The sequence below is a fragment of the Sphingomonas sp. HMP9 genome (assembly GCF_013374115.1).
Lineage (GTDB): Bacteria > Pseudomonadota > Alphaproteobacteria > Sphingomonadales > Sphingomonadaceae > Sphingomonas.
Window position 1 is genome coordinate 3,622,501 of sequence record NZ_AP022673.1, and the last position, 14,218, is coordinate 3,636,718.

The 14,218-nt window shown below is 62.4% G+C and carries 10 protein-coding genes, 1 tRNA gene, 2 rRNA genes and 1 pseudogene (1 of these 14 cut by a window edge); 7 read left to right on the top strand and 7 right to left on the bottom strand.

Annotated features, from left to right (window positions below):
• The 3 genes from HMP09_RS16355 to HMP09_RS16365 form a co-directional block, all read left to right on the top strand.
• Positions 1–1,278: ribosomal RNA gene (locus tag HMP09_RS16355) — 23S ribosomal RNA — on the top strand; it begins 1,519 nt to the left of the window's first position.
• Between the two features lie 256 nt (positions 1,279–1,534).
• A 5S ribosomal RNA gene (rrf, locus tag HMP09_RS16360) occupies positions 1,535–1,649 on the top strand.
• A gap of 85 nt (positions 1,650–1,734) precedes the next feature.
• Positions 1,735–1,811, top strand: a tRNA-Met gene (locus HMP09_RS16365).
• Between the two features lie 294 nt (positions 1,812–2,105).
• On the opposite strand, the gene HMP09_RS16370 is transcribed toward HMP09_RS16365, so the two are convergent.
• Together HMP09_RS16370 and HMP09_RS16375 are read right to left on the bottom strand one after the other, a co-directional pair.
• Complete coding sequence (locus HMP09_RS16370) at positions 2,106–2,477, bottom strand: carboxymuconolactone decarboxylase family protein (protein ID WP_176501227.1); 372 nt, start codon at positions 2,475–2,477, stop codon at positions 2,106–2,108.
• A gap of 36 nt (positions 2,478–2,513) precedes the next feature.
• A pseudogene (locus HMP09_RS16375) lies at positions 2,514–3,447 on the bottom strand (IS3 family transposase); the annotation flags it as partial.
• A 69-nt stretch (positions 3,448–3,516) separates the two neighbouring features.
• Between HMP09_RS16375 and HMP09_RS18615 the strand changes: the two are divergent.
• The gene (locus tag HMP09_RS18615) at positions 3,517–3,819 is read left to right on the top strand and encodes a hypothetical protein (protein WP_176498640.1); all 303 of its coding nucleotides are present in this window, start codon (positions 3,517–3,519) and stop codon (positions 3,817–3,819) included.
• Positions 3,820–4,060: 241 nt separating this feature from the next.
• Here HMP09_RS18615 and HMP09_RS16385 read toward each other — a convergent pair whose 3' ends face one another.
• Together HMP09_RS16385 and HMP09_RS16390 are read right to left on the bottom strand one after the other, a co-directional pair.
• Positions 4,061–4,957, bottom strand: coding sequence for a serine hydrolase (locus HMP09_RS16385; RefSeq protein WP_232090415.1), 897 nt, complete (start codon positions 4,955–4,957; stop codon positions 4,061–4,063).
• A 370-nt stretch (positions 4,958–5,327) separates the two neighbouring features.
• Positions 5,328–6,629, bottom strand: a complete 1,302-nt coding sequence (locus HMP09_RS16390; protein WP_176501229.1) for an SLC13 family permease — start codon at positions 6,627–6,629, stop codon at positions 5,328–5,330.
• Between the two features lie 95 nt (positions 6,630–6,724).
• Here HMP09_RS16390 and HMP09_RS16395 point away from each other — a divergent pair, with 95 nt between their 5' ends.
• The 3 genes from HMP09_RS16395 (at position 6,725) to HMP09_RS16405 (ending at position 10,155) form a co-directional block, all read left to right on the top strand.
• Positions 6,725–7,627: a hypothetical protein gene (locus tag HMP09_RS16395; RefSeq protein ID WP_176501230.1), complete on the top strand. Its 903-nt coding sequence runs from the start codon at positions 6,725–6,727 to the stop codon at positions 7,625–7,627.
• A 34-nt stretch (positions 7,628–7,661) separates the two neighbouring features.
• Positions 7,662–8,942, top strand: coding sequence for a DUF4118 domain-containing protein (locus HMP09_RS16400; protein ID WP_176501231.1), 1,281 nt, complete (start codon positions 7,662–7,664; stop codon positions 8,940–8,942).
• A 133-nt stretch (positions 8,943–9,075) separates the two neighbouring features.
• Complete coding sequence (locus HMP09_RS16405; protein ID WP_232090419.1) at positions 9,076–10,155, top strand: endonuclease/exonuclease/phosphatase family protein; 1,080 nt, start codon at positions 9,076–9,078, stop codon at positions 10,153–10,155.
• Between the two features lie 54 nt (positions 10,156–10,209).
• On the opposite strand, the gene HMP09_RS16410 is transcribed toward HMP09_RS16405, so the two are convergent.
• From HMP09_RS16410 to HMP09_RS16420, 3 genes are all read right to left on the bottom strand, one after another.
• On the bottom strand, positions 10,210–11,499 hold the full coding sequence (locus tag HMP09_RS16410; protein WP_232090428.1) for a mechanosensitive ion channel family protein: 1,290 nt from the start codon (positions 11,497–11,499) through the stop codon (positions 10,210–10,212).
• A gap of 139 nt (positions 11,500–11,638) precedes the next feature.
• The gene (nhaA, locus tag HMP09_RS16415) at positions 11,639–12,829 is read right to left on the bottom strand and encodes a Na+/H+ antiporter NhaA (RefSeq protein ID WP_176501232.1); all 1,191 of its coding nucleotides are present in this window, start codon (positions 12,827–12,829) and stop codon (positions 11,639–11,641) included.
• Between the two features lie 124 nt (positions 12,830–12,953).
• Complete coding sequence (locus tag HMP09_RS16420) at positions 12,954–14,198, bottom strand: DUF2254 domain-containing protein (protein ID WP_197942441.1); 1,245 nt, start codon at positions 14,196–14,198, stop codon at positions 12,954–12,956.
• Positions 14,199–14,218: the final 20 nt, after the last annotated feature.

The window sequence follows — 14,218 nt, forward strand, 5'->3', positions numbered from 1 at the left end:
GCCCCACCGTATAGACCGTACCCGAAACCGACACAGGTGGTCAGGTAGAGTATACCAAGGCGCTTGAGAGAAGTGTCCTGAAGGAACTCGGCAAATTGCCTCCGTACCTTCGGAAGAAGGAGGCCCTCACTATGCGCAAGCACTTTGAGGGGGCACAGGCCAGGGGGTAGCGACTGTTTAGCAAAAACACAGGGCTCTGCTAAGTCGGCTTCAAGACGACGTATAGGGCCTGACGCCTGCCCGGTGCCTGAAGGTTAAGTGGAGGGGTGCAAGCTCTGAAATGAAGCCCAGGTAAACGGCGGCCGTAACTATAACGGTCCTAAGGTAGCGAAATTCCTTGTCGGGTAAGTTCCGACCTGCACGAATGGCGTAACGACTTCCCCACTGTCTCCAGGACATGCTCAGCGAAATTGAATTCTCCGTGAAGATGCGGAGTACCCGCGGTTAGACGGAAAGACCCCGTGCACCTTTACTGCAGCTTCAGAGTGGCATTAGGAAGAAACTGTGTAGCATAGGTGGGAGGCTTTGAAGCATCGGCGCCAGCTGATGTGGAGCCATAGGTGAAATACCACCCTGTTTGTTTCTGATGTCTAACCTCGTTCCGTAAGCCGGAACAGGGACCCTCTGTGGCGGGTAGTTTGACTGGGGCGGTCGCCTCCTAAAGAGTAACGGAGGCGCGCAATGGTGGGCTCAGGACGGTCGGAAACCGTCTGTTAGAGTGCAATGGCATAAGCCCGCCTGACTGCGAGACTGACAAGTCGAGCAGAGACGAAAGTCGGTCATAGTGATCCGGTGGTCCCTCGTGGAAGGGCCATCGCTCAACGGATAAAAGGTACGCCGGGGATAACAGGCTGATAACCCCCAAGAGCTCATATCGACGGGGTTGTTTGGCACCTCGATGTCGGCTCATCACATCCTGGGGCTGGAGCAGGTCCCAAGGGTTTGGCTGTTCGCCAATTAAAGTGGTACGTGAGCTGGGTTCAGAACGTCGCGAGACAGTTTGGTCCCTATCTGCCGTGGGCGTCGAAATTTGAGAGGAGTTGACCCTAGTACGAGAGGACCGGGTTGAACATACCTCTGGTGTACCAGTCGTTCCGCCAGGAGCGCAGCTGGGTAGCTATGTATGGACGGGATAACCGCTGAAAGCATCTAAGCGGGAAGCCTCCCTCGAGATAAGATTTCATAGAGCCGTCGGAGACCACGACGTTGATAGATCGGATGTAGAAGTGCGGTAACGCATGGAGCTAACCGATACTAATTGCTCTATTCGCGCTTGAGAGTCTCACACCATCAATGACAACACTGGGCCTAGCCCAACGCGTCTGATGCGTGCGGATGATTAAGACGACGCCAGATTGCCAATCCCCTCGCCGTCGAGGGATTGGTCCAAATACCAATACACCAGCACTCGGTGTTCCGAGAAGTTGGTCTACAAAATGCACGGTATCGATTTTAAAACCCTCAGGCTTTGCAGTAATGCGAAACCCGAGGGACCCAGATATTCACAGTCACGCATGTCGCACCGGCTTCATTGCCTGGTGGCTATAGCGTCGGTGTCCCACCCGATCCCATTCCGAACTCGGCCGTGAAACCCGACTGCGCCAATGGTACTATCGCTCAAGCGATGGAAGAGTAGGTCGTCGCCAGGCATTGAAGCCCGTGCGACATGCAACGCACAACACAATATCAAAACCCATTCACACACGTCTCATACCCCTTCGCTAACGCGAATGTCGCGGGGTGGAGCAGCCCGGTAGCTCGTCAGGCTCATAACCTGAAGGTCACAGGTTCAAATCCTGTCCCCGCAACCAACCTTACACAACGCCTCCTCGGTCCTTCTCGTGGGGTCTTTCTGCGTTTCCGCTCCAGCACATAGCGATAGCATCGACGCAAGCTCGCCGCGCAACTCGATTTGGCGCATGTGCCGTAGACTCCTGATCGGCGACGATTGATCTCATCCCGGGATTGGTCACCACTCTAACACATCCGGCGGTTGCCCTACGCTTTGATAGGCCGCGCAGGCGACGCAAAATACCTGTTTGTCACGCATCCGTGATGGCGACAGGGTTTTCCGTCATCTCTAGGGTCGGCGCATCGTCGAAGAGCTAGTCGGCAATGCCGGCTCTGGCCGCGAACACTTCCTTGGCTGAAAAAAATCCGTTGAGTGCGGCAGGGAACCCGGCATAGACCGCCATCTGCATCAGGATTTCCGTAATTTCGTCGCGGGTCAGACCGACGTTCAATCCCGCCTCAATGTGCACTTTGAACTGTTGAGCGGCGTTTCCCATGACTGCCAGTGCGGCGATCGTCGCGATCTCCCGATCACGCGGGCCCAGGCCGGGCCGCGAGTAGATGTCGCCGAATGGAAACTCGATCAGATAGGTTGCAAAATCCGGCGCAATATCCGCGAGGGCCGCAACGACATTCTGACCGGTCTCACCATCGATGGCGGCAAGTGCGCGCTTCCTGCGTTCCAACCGGCTTGAGCTACTGCCGGTCCCATGGACACGAAGTTAGGCTACATGCGCTTGCCGCTCGAAGTCCATGGGGCTGAGATAGCCCAGCGTCGAGTGCCGGCGTGTCGGGTTGTACAAGCGCTCGATATAATCGAGCACGTCCGCCTTCGCGTGATTGCGCGTTCGATATGTCTTCCGGCCGATCCGTTCGGTCTTCATCGACGAGAAGAAGCTCTCCATTGCCGCGTTGTCCCAGACGTTGCCCGACCGGCTCATCGAGCAGGTAACGCCATTGTTGGCCATCAGTCGCTGGAACTGCTCACTCGTATATTGGCTGCTCTGGTCCGAGTGGTGCAGCAGTGCGTCGGGCTTTCCGCGTCGCCAGATCGCCATCATCAGCGCATCGGTCACGAGCTGAGCGGTCATGGTGTCGCTCATCCGTGTCCTGAGCGAAGTCGAAGGGGACCATCAGACCACGCAGCGCGAGAACAGGTCGATGACGACAGCGATGTAGAGCCACCCTTCGGCGGTCCAGATGTAGGTGAAGTCGGCGATCCACCTCTGGTTAGGCGCCTCGGCGGTGAACTGGCGGTCGAGGATGTTGTCGGCGATGACCGACCGCAGGCGTCGTCCTTGGGCAGGCCACGACGTCGCGGACGGGCCCTCAGGCCATGGACACGCATCAGCCGTTCGATGCGATGCAGACCACATGAAAGGCCTTTGGCCAGAACGTCGTGCCAGACGCGCCGCGCGCCGTAGGTGCGATAGCTGGAGATGAAGCTCGCGCGGACTCTGGCGCCGAACTCCTCATCGCTACGGGCGCGCTTGCTGGGCGCCCGAACTAGCCAGGCTTGAAAGCCGCTTCGCGAACCACCGAGCGCTTCTCAGATCCACGACACCGGCCAGATCCCTCGGTGCTTCGCGATGAACTCGAACCTCCTATCGAGTCCCTGGCGAAGTAGGCCGCCGCTTTTTTTAGGATGTCGCGCTCTAGCCAAGCTAGGAGCGTCTTCCTGGCAGGCTCCACCCGTTCGGAGTGCACAGGCCGCTTCGTTTTCTGTTGTACGACGATAGCACGGTTGCGGACGCGTCCACCGGCGACAAGATCGCCGATCCTGACTTTGACCACGTCACACCCGCGAAGCGTACTATCTATCGCGAAGTCGAACAGGGCCCGGTCGCGCAGACGTCGGTGCTGATCGCGCCAAAAACGTATGGCCCAAACTTGCTGGGCCTTCAGCGCCAGTTTGGCGCCAAGCACGCAGCCCTCGTTCCAGGGGCGCAGTTGCTGGAAAGCGGGATCCAGCGAAGAATGTCCCATCGCTCGCCTCCATCGCGTCGGGTCGTACTCAAAGGTACATGAATAAGATGAAGTGTTGGTTTATCTTTGTGATCTGCGGTGGCGAAAGAATGAAGCTGATTGTCTGATTAGGGCTGCATGAAGCACCATCCCGTACCGGACAGAGATTTCGGTTAATTCAGGTTCGGTGCAGGCCTCAAGTTCTGTTGGTAGGCCACATCGCCAATACTAGTTCAGCAAAACGGCATACAGTTTGGCAGGAGTAGGCGGCCACTGGCCAACAGTGAGAGGGCGGCCTTGCATCTTACTCCAGGGAACCAATCAATGCCCGCGTCACATTCCCCATGATTTGCATCCGCGCAACGATGGGACGGCGCGTGCTGCCGATCATGACTGCTACCGCATAGGTGTGGCCGTCCGGCGCCTTCAGCAATCCGACATCATTATACCCGGTCGACAAATTGCCGAGATCCTGTCCGGTCCCCGTCTTGTGCGCAAAGGTCCAGCCGGGGCGAAGTCCGGATTTCAATCGCAACGGGCCCGTCTTGCTCGCGGCCATCAGCGTCAGGAGGTGCACGGTCGAGCGGTTGCTGAGCAGTTCGCCACGCTGAAGACGGGAGAGCCCAAGCGTGATGCCGTTCGCCGACGCGCCGTCATAAGGCGCGGCGAGATATCGGGTCAGCGCCTTGTTGCGATCCTCGAAGCTCATCGTCGCCCGCGCCTGGAGGAACCCCCAGCCGCCGACCCATTCCGGTTTCCAGTCCAGACCTGCGGTTTTAGCCTGCAAAATCCGCTCACCGGGGCCGAAACCGACGCCAGCGATGCCCTTTTGCGCGAGCATTCGGCGGATTGCCGGTGGACCGCCGACTTTCCACAGCAACACGTCGTTGCAAGTGTTGTCGCTGCGCGTCATCGCGCCTTCCAACAGCGCAGCGACCGTGGTCCGATATCCATCGACGCCCACCAGCGGACGGATAGGCTGGTGGAAGACCGTCAAGTCCGATCGGCGAACCGTGACGACGTCGGACAGCGAGAGCGTTCCACGATCGACCGCGTCCATCACTGCGATCGCGACCCATAGCTTGCTGACGCTCTGCTGTGGCAACAAGGTGTCGGCGTTGTAGCCGACAACCCACCCTTCCGTGACATCGCGTATCGCGATGCCGACCTTGCCCTGAAATCCGGCGCCTAGCGCTTGCATCGCGTTGAGGAGGTCCGCGGGCGGTTGATCACGACGCTTGCCGGGCAGCGCCGGGGATGTCGCGACGGACAATCGCGTCGGCGCAGACGGAGTCGGTCTGCCGGGTGCGGAAAGGCGGGGTGGCGCTCCGGCTGGAACACATCCAGCCACGCCGACACTTGCACCGAGCATTAAAACCGCTGCTCGGCGTATCAGGAAATTACGCAACATCACATTCTCGCACCGTCGTCGAATCTTGAGCCGGCAGCGTCGAGTTGCACCGGCGTATGTCAATCATCCTGTCCCTTATGGCACCGGAGCGATCGTTTGTCTTAAGCCGTGCGGTCAATCGGCTGCGTCGACGACAATGGCGCATTGCGCCCTGGCAGGATCAGAACGGGAAAAAGGTGTGCGTCGCGGTGATCGCGACGACCGCGGTGATCAGGTTTAGCGGGAGTCCCACGCGCAGGAAGTCGGTGTAGCGATAGCGGCCGAGTTGATAGACGATGACGTTGGTCTGGTAGCCGAACGGGGTCGCGAACGAGGCGCTGCCGGCGATCATGACCACGACGATGAAGGGACGCGGGCTGACCCCGAGGCTTTCGGCCAACGCTACCGCGACCGGCGTGACCAGTACCGCGACGGTTGCGTTCGACAGCAACTCCGTCAGCACCATCGTCAGGCCGTAGAGCACGATGAGGGCGGTCAGCGGACTGACCCCTTCAAGCGACGATATCAGCGTGGTCGTAGCGGCGCTTGCCAACCCGCTTTGCGCCATCGCGATGCCGAGCACCACCATCCCGGCAATCAGGATCAGGATCTGCGGACGAAGGCCCCCATAGGCTTGGTCGGCCGAGATGACGCGCAGGAGGATCAGCAGCACCGCGCCCGCGAACGCCGTCGCGGCGATCGGCGCGACGTTGAGCGCGGCCAGCAGGATCGCGCCCACGAACGTCGCCAGCGCGATGGCCGCCTTTACCGGCTGCAACGGACGGCGTTCGGCGAACACTTCGGCATCCCCGACCTGTCCGCCGGCGACGGCGATGGTCGCCTCCGGACGCCCATCGTCGGGATCGAGCATCCGCGTTCCCATCAACTTGCCGCTGAACAGCAGCAGATAGAGACCGCCGACCAAGGCGACGGGCAAGCCTACCGGCGTGATCTCGAAGATGCCGAAGCGGCTTTGCCCGGCAATCCGCGCCATGTCGTCGACCAGCAGGTTGGTCGACGTTCCGAGCAACGTGCAGCACCCGCCGAGGATGGTGATGTACGACAACGGCATCAGATAGCGCTTGGCCGATAGCTGCAAGCTCGCGGCGACGTCCTTGACGACGGGGGCGGTCAGCACGACGATCGGGGTGCTATTCAACACGCTGGAAAAGAGCCCGGCGATCCCCAGCAACAGCCAGACCCCCGTCCCGCCGAGGCGGCGGCACATTGCGACGGCGGCCTCGATCGCGCGATCGAGCAATCCGGACAGTTCTAGCGCGTAGGAAATGACGAAAAGCGAGGCGAGCGCGATGATCGCGGGGCTGGCGAAGGCACCCTGGACATCGACCGGTCGAACCACGCCGGTCATCAGCAATATGGCTGCCCCTGCGAGAGCGACGACGTCGGCGCGAACCTTGTCCCAGATCAGCGCGGCCACCACGCAACCCAGCACGATTAGTGTAATGATCTGGTCGAATGTCATAAACGCCTCATCGGCAACCAGAAAACGACGCTTCTCATTCGGACTCCCATGCCACGCGGTATGGAGCATCGCGAGAATTTTGCTACAGTTCGCTTATGCATGAGCCATCCCCCCGCACCAGTCGCCTTGTCGTCGCCGGCTCGGCCGCCGCGATTATTCTCTTGGGCGGTGGCGGATTCCTGTTCGGGCGCAGCACCGCGCCGTCTCCTCCGCCGTTAGCCGTAACCCCGGCGGCGGCGCCGGTCTCAGCACCCGTGGTCGTGCCCGAGTCGCCTGTCGCCCGCGTTCTTGCTCGCGCCGATATCATCGAGATCGCCAACGCCGCTGCGGATGCGACCTCTTCGGGCGCGAAGATGCCCGAGCGAGTGGGTGCCGCGGAGGGCGCGCAATTCGAGGTCGACCTGCCGTTCGGTTGCGACGGCCCGGCCGCTGAAAACAGCCGTGAGCCGTTCAGATGGCGGTATGATTCCGAATCGTCGTCGCTCAAGATTTCCGTCACACCTGCCGTGTTCGATCCGGGCGAATGGCTGGGCAAGCCGTCATCGGAAAGCGCTGGCACCACGCCGGCGGCCGCAAGCGAAGAGGCTATCGAGGGCTTCTGGATTGCGAGGCCGTGGTCGTCGCGAGGCACGTGTGAAGCTGGGTCGCCCACGACCGTTCCGCTCGGCATCGACGCCGTGACGCTTCCCGGTCAGACGCTTGGGCTCGCGCAGATTTTTACCGACGAGGGCTCGAAAAACGCCAGACGAGGCGGCAAGCCTTATGAAAGCGTAAGCCGGATCGGCGAGAACGATCTGAAGATCGATCAGGGATTGTGGGTCCGGCTTCGCGGGCGCGTCGCCCGTTTCCCCGATGGATCGACGGTTCGGTGTCGTCAGCCCGCCGGCAAGGAGCAACGTCCGATTTGCCTGGTTGCCGTGAGCTTCGACGATGTCAGAATCGGGAATCCTTCGACGCAGGACACGATCGCGACCTGGGCATCGGCGAGCCGGACGTGACGCCGATGACAATCATCGCGAAGCCCGCTGCCGCATGAGCGGCGCCGAAGAGACCGGTCCGAACGCGCGAACCGCCGTCTCCGAAGTCGAGAAGAGTCCCGAGACCCGTATCTTGGCCGCGGTCAGCGGGTCGGGGAGCGGACAGCGCGTGGTGGAGATCGCAGCCGATCTGGCCACCGCGCTGGACGCGAGTTGGCACGCCGTCTTTATCGAGACGCCCAAGTCGGCCCGCGATCCGGCGGTTGCACGGCGGGCGGCAGACGCGCTGTCCTTTGCGGTTCGTCATGGTGCCACGGTTAGCAACGAACCCGACGATGACGTCGTCAGCGGCCTTGTCGCGCATCTCACGGCCATGCCAGCGGACCATCTGGTGATCGGAACCCCGTCTGCGGCAAGGCCCGATCGCTGGCTCCGGCGATCGGTGATGGCCTCCGTCCAAAAGCGATTTCCAGCGCTCAGCCTCCACATCGCTCCCGTTGCGGTCTTGCCGACGAAGAGCGCCGATGTGCCGGACGCTGCCCCAAAGCCAAAGCCCGACCTGCGGCAGCATCTCTGGGCGCTGGGTCTCGTGGCGATCACGCTTGGCCTTGCCGAGCTGGTCAGCATGCTCCTCGGCGGACGGCCGCTGAACCTGTTGTTCCTGTTTCCGGTGATCGCCGCCGCCGCACGCTTCGGGTTGGCTCCGGCACTGACCGCGACGGTCGCCTCGGTGCTCGGTTTTGATTTTTTCCTGCTCCAGCCACGGTTTCATCTGGAGCCGGCGGCGCCGATCATGGTGGTAACGCTGGTCGCGCTGCTCGCTGTTGCGGTCTATACGAGCCTCGTGACCCAAGCGCTTCGCGACCGGGTAGCGCTCAGCGATCGCAGCGCGAAGGAAAATGCGCGGATCGCAACCTTCTCGCAGATCCTCGCCCGCGCGGCGAACTGGGAAGAAACCGCTGGCGCGATCTGCGAGGAGTTTGCCGGCGTGTTGAAAGCCGAGGTGGCGGTCTTTCGCGAAAACGGCGGCAAGCTGGAGCGTGTCGGTGCGACGATGGAGCCTTTGGTGTGGGGACCGATCGATCAGGCGGCGCTCGAATGGTGCTGGGAACGGGGAGAGGCCGCGGGGCGCGGAACGACTGCGGTCGCGTCCGCGGAATGGCGGCTCGAACCTTTGCGCACGTCGCTCGGCACGCTGGCTGTCGTGGCGTTCGCGCGTCCCGATGGCCGCGATCCGATCAGGGCCGATCGGGGCGTGTTGTTCAACACCATGGTCAGCCAGGCAGCGCTGGCGCACGAACGGCTGATCCTCGAGGATCGTCTGCGACTTACGTGATCCTGCTCAATCGCCGAGACCAATATCCGATAACGCCATACCGAGCGGCGGCTTGCGGGAACGATCTGCGGGCAACCGACATCCGGTGCCGGTCGTTGGCTGTGATGTGCTCCGTCGTCTTGGTCGAATTCGGGTGAAATATCTGGCAGCAATCGGTCTGCTGGCGTGCTCGACGGGGTGCGCGACGCTGCCGCCGGCGCTGATGCAAAAATGCGTGCCGTCTTCGGGGGAGCCGGTGTCGGTCTCAACAGACGGCGTTCGTGCCAGCACGACATTCGATGTCTTGACGTTCAATATCGAGGGTCTGGGTTGGCCGGCACGCGGGAAGCGTGGTCCGGCGCTCGAGCAGATAAGCGCCGCTCTCAGGCGGATGGAGGCGCGGGGCGACGCGCCGGATATCGTCATGGTGCAGGAGATGTTCAGCAAGGCCGCGGTCCGTGCCGTCACGGGCATCGGCTATCCCAACATGGTTTCGGGGCCGTCGCGCACGCAATCCAAGAGCTTGCCGAGCGCGGATCGGATGCCGGGGCCGTACCGATGGAAGAAGGGCGAACTGGGCCTGCACATGGTCGGCTCGGGCCTGGCCATCCTGAGCCGGTATCCGATTCTGGAGACGCGATCGGAGCCGTTCGGGCGCCGGCGGTGCGCCGGTCTGGACTGCCTCAGCAACAAGGGTGTGCTGTACGCGCGGGTGGCGATCCCCGGCGTTCCCGGCGCGATCAACCTCTTCAACACCCACCTCAACTCGCAACGCTCGTCGCGCGTGTCGCCCCGGCGTCATGCCCGCGCGCATCGTCTGCAGGTCGAAGAACTCGGCGCCTTCATCTCGGCGGTGGGCGACCAGAATGTTCCGACCATCCTTGGTGGTGACTTCAACATGAAGGATTCGGCCATCCGGTTCGAACGGTTCCGGAATGTGACGGAGCCGTTCGAGATCGTGCAGGAATGGTGCACGGCCAATCCGCTGCCCTGCGATACGCGCATCTCATGGGACGGCGACGAGCCCTGGATGGACACCCAGGATCTCCAGCTTTTCGAGAGCGGCTCGACCGTCGTGGTGACCCCGATCCGCGTCGAAGCGGTCTTCGACGGTTCGGCCGACAGCCCCCAACTGTCGGATCACGACGGTTTCCGGGTCACCTACCGGGTGACTTGGCCGGCGCGCCTTTCGCCAGGGACGGGCGGCCTGGGTGCTTTGCCGAAGTGCAACTGAGGGGACAAAGCGGGCATGGCCGGGGTTGCTGGGTTGCGACGACAGGCGGACCCGCTATTCTTGGAGCGGTTCCGTTGACGGCGCCGTTTGCTGCCCCGGCATAGGGTGAAAGCGCAGATCGCGCTGGGGCACCGGCATCGTGACGCCGTGTTCCTTGAACAGATCCCAGATCCGGAAAAACACGTCGCTGGTGACATTGCCGACGCCTGCCTCGGGGCTGTCGATCCAGATCCGCAGATCGAACTCGACGCCATTGTCGCCGAATTCCTTGATCCAGCAGACCGGGGCGGGTTCGGTGAGCACGCGCGGCGAGATGGTCGCGGCCTCGACGGCGAGCCGTTGCGCCAGCCGCAGATCACAATCGAACGACACCCGAAACCCGACATGAACCCTCACGTCACGGCTCGAGAAGGACCAGTTCTCGACTTCGTCGGTCATCAGTCGTTCGTTCGGGATCAGATGCTCCTTGCCGTCCCGCGTCAGCACCGACACCGCGCGGACACCGATCTTGTTGACCCAGCCGAAGGTATCCCCGACCGCGATGACGTCGCCGGGCTTGATCGATCGGTCGAGCAGCAGGATCAGGCCAGCGATCAGATTGCCGAGCGTCTTCTGCAACCCGAAGCCGATCGCCAGACCGAACGCACCCGAGAACACGGCCAGCGCCGTAAGGTCGATACCGAGAAGGTCGATCCCGACGAAGATCGCGACCGTGACGACCGCGATCTGGGCAAGCTTCTGGAACAGCACGCGCTGCGCTGCATCGAGGAGGCGGGACTGTCCGATCCACCGCAGGATCGAGGCGAGCAGCGCGCGGGCGGCGAGGAACAGCACGAGCGACAAGCCGACCGCGTTGACGATGTCGAGCAGCGAGATGCGGCGGGTCCCGAAGCCCATGCTGGCGCGATCCAGCCCTTCGATCAGCGGGGTAAGGCCGCCCAGTCGGCTTGCGAGCACGATAACGAGTAGCGCGAGCGCGATCAGCGACGCCGCCCTGCTTTGCAGACCAAGCGATCGGGCAATCTCATAGGCTAGCGCCGCAACCGCGATGCCGAGGCCGGCGGCCAAGACGAGATCTGCGCCGGGGTCCAGTCCGCGGATGCCGAGGAAGGCGGTCAGCACCAATGCCGTCACGCCGGACCGTGTCAGCGCCATCAGTCGCGGCGATATCACGCTGGCATGCCTCGGCGCCAAGGCAGGAATGAGGTATCGGCAGGCAAGACGCCCCGCGGCGACGCCCAGCAGCAGCGCAACGCTCAGGATCGCGACGGCCGCGATCAGGTCGTGGAATGGCAATGCCGTCCATCGATCCAGAAAGGGCTGCCACCAAGCGTCGTGTTTCAATCGATCCTCCACTGCGCGCTATTCAGCGCCGTTCGCCGGAGTATTACGACGCCCGGCGAGTCTGTTAGCAGACTCGGCGCTCCGGTCAGCCCCTGTCCCAAACTTGACGGTTTGGTAGGCGCGCGTTCTCTGGGTCGGTTCAGGGTAGCGCGTCTGCCTGTTCCGGGGCGGAGCTCACGCTGCGAAGCAAAGCGTAGCCAAGCAGTCCCGAGAGGAAGGAACCGGCAAGCACGCCGAGCTTTGCCTCCGCCTGCAAAATCTGGTTGCCGGGGAACGCGAGCAAGGTGATGAAGATGCTCATGGTAAAGCCGATCCCGCACAACAATGCGAGACCGAGCAACTGCCGCTTCCCTGCGTGAGCCGGCATATCCGCCAGACCGAAACGAACGGCCAGCATGGAAAAGCCGAATACGCCTGTGACTTTGCCGAGCAACAGCCCAAGCGCAACGCCAAGCGTGACGGGCGCAACCAGTGCCTCGGCGGGCAGGGTGAGGACGGCTACGCCGGCATTGGCCAACCCGAAGATCGGCACGACGAGGAAGCCGACCGGAAGGTGCAGGGCATGCTCGAGCGTGTGCAACGGGCTGTCCGAATCCCAGTCTGGGCGACTGGGTGTGCACTGCATGGGGATGGTGAAGGCGAGGATCACCCCGGCAAGCGTGGCGTGGATACCCGAACGGAACACGAGCACCCAAAGGATCGCACCCACCAGCAGATAGGGCGTCAGGCGGCGTACACCGAAGCGATTGAAGCCGATCAGGACCATGACCGCGGCGGCCGCTCCTGCCAGGTCTGGTATCGATAGCTTCGCTGTATAAAAGATCGCGATGATCATTACTGCGCCGAGGTCGTCGAGGATTGCCAGCGCAGCCAGAAATATTCTCAGCGACGCAGGAACGCGGTTGCCGAGCAGCGCGATCACGCCGAGCGCGAACGCTATGTCCGTGGCCGCGGGAATAGCCCAACCGGCAGCAGTGGGACCCGTGTTCAGGGCGAGATACACCAGGGCGGGTACCATCATGCCGCCAGCCGCCGCGATCCCCGGCAGTACACGCCTGGGCCAGGACGAAAGCTGGCCGTCGAGGACTTCGCGCTTGATCTCCAAACCGACGAGCAGGAAAAAGATCGCCATCAGCGCGTCGTTGATCCAATGCGCGACCGACAGCGGCCCTACATACGCGTGAAGGATGGTTTCGTAGTCCGGCCCGAGCGGGGAGTTGGCGATGACGAGCGCAGACGCTGCCGCCGCCATCAATACCAGACCTGCGGAGGACTGACTTTCGAGAAAGCGGCGTATGGCACTTGGGTTTACGCGGCGTATCAGGCCCATAATGTAGTCTCCGGACGCAGATTTTTCGCTGGCGGCCCGACCAACGCACAAACCTGTCCGCAGCATTAACGAACACCCATCCGATGCTATGGCATTTCGGTCCTGATCGAACAACCCGATTTGGCTAGCGTGCGCTCTTGCGCATGGCCTGCCGGTCGCCATCGAAGGCAAGGGCCTCTGCCGCGCGAAGTCTTGCCGCGTCTGCATTGCGGCGAGCGGTTTCGCCCAACACGCCCGGGGCATGGGTTGCGAGACCGTTCAGGGTCGCCAGCAGACGCAACTGCACCTCGATGATCGACGCCCCGTCCCGTGCGATCGGGCGAAAGAAGTCGTCGAACATATCATCGACCTCAAGGGCAGGCGCGTGCACGCGAAGATGCTCCACCTTTGCTCGCCGTTTGGTATCGACCAAATCGGACAGGACCCGCTGCCCCGCGCCCAATACGCGAATGGCGGTTCCCGGATCGTTGACAGCGGGGGACAAGGCGCGGGACGCGATCTCGGACAGGACGATCAGACCAAAGCGGGGATCCTGTTCGAATTCCCTGTCGGTTAGAATCGAGAACGTCTTTTCGATGGCCGCTCGAACCTTGTCGTCGATCACACCGGCGACGTGCGCCAAGGGCCGTTCGGTGAAGACGAACGCGCCCGGGAGTTCGGCGATGTGGATCGTCAGCGTATGCCGGTCTGCGATCCGCGCGAGCCCGGCCACGTCGATGTGCGCGACATAGCCGATTTCCGCCGGATATACCGGCGACGTTTCGGGCGGGATGGCGACGGGTGCTTGCGCGCCGAGATGCGGTGCTTCTGCCCAGGCCTGCATTGCCCGGCGCGCGACCGTTTCGACCCGCTCGATCGTATCGCGAACCCGGCCGAAACTCGAGAGGTGTTGGATCCAGCGCAACAGCGTGATGGCGATTATCGCGACGATCACGATCGTTGCGAAGAAAAGCACGACGCGTCCTTGCGCGCCGTACAGGCCGGTCGTCAGTGCGATGATGCCGACGATGCTGAACAGGAACGCGCCGACGAACGTCGACAGCGCGTTCTGCGTGAAGCGATCGTCGACCAGCAACTGGGTCGCGCGCGGCGTCACAGCGCTTGTCGCGGATCCGTAGGCAGTAACCGAGGCGGACAGCGCGAAGGTGGTGACGGCCAGCATGCTCGATGCCAGGATCGTCAGAATGTTGTCGACCGCCTTGCCGCCCACCCGCAGGCTGAGTTCGTAGGGAATGAGGGGCGCTATCCAGGCGGCGACCAAAGCCGTCACGATTGCCGCGACGCTGAACAGCGACGCGCGAAACCAGATGCGCTTGGTGACCTGGCGCAGGATATAGATACCGCGGCTCGCCAGATAATCGCCTGCCATGCCGTCGGTCCTTCTTGAAG

Bases quoted from the DNA above. Each gene is read 5' to 3' on its own strand.
- HMP09_RS16385 (WP_232090415.1), bottom strand. From the start codon at position 4,957: ATGCAAGCGCTAGGCGCCGGATTTCAGGGCAAGGTCGGCATCGCGATA.
- HMP09_RS16390 (WP_176501229.1), bottom strand. From the start codon at position 6,629: ATGACATTCGACCAGATCATTACACTAATCGTGCTGGGTTGCGTGGTG.
- HMP09_RS16395 (WP_176501230.1), top strand. From the start codon at position 6,725: ATGCATGAGCCATCCCCCCGCACCAGTCGCCTTGTCGTCGCCGGCTCG.
- HMP09_RS16400 (WP_176501231.1), top strand. From the start codon at position 7,662: ATGAGCGGCGCCGAAGAGACCGGTCCGAACGCGCGAACCGCCGTCTCC.
- nhaA (WP_176501232.1), bottom strand. From the start codon at position 12,829: ATGGGCCTGATACGCCGCGTAAACCCAAGTGCCATACGCCGCTTTCTC.
- HMP09_RS16420 (WP_197942441.1), bottom strand. From the start codon at position 14,198: ATGGCAGGCGATTATCTGGCGAGCCGCGGTATCTATATCCTGCGCCAG.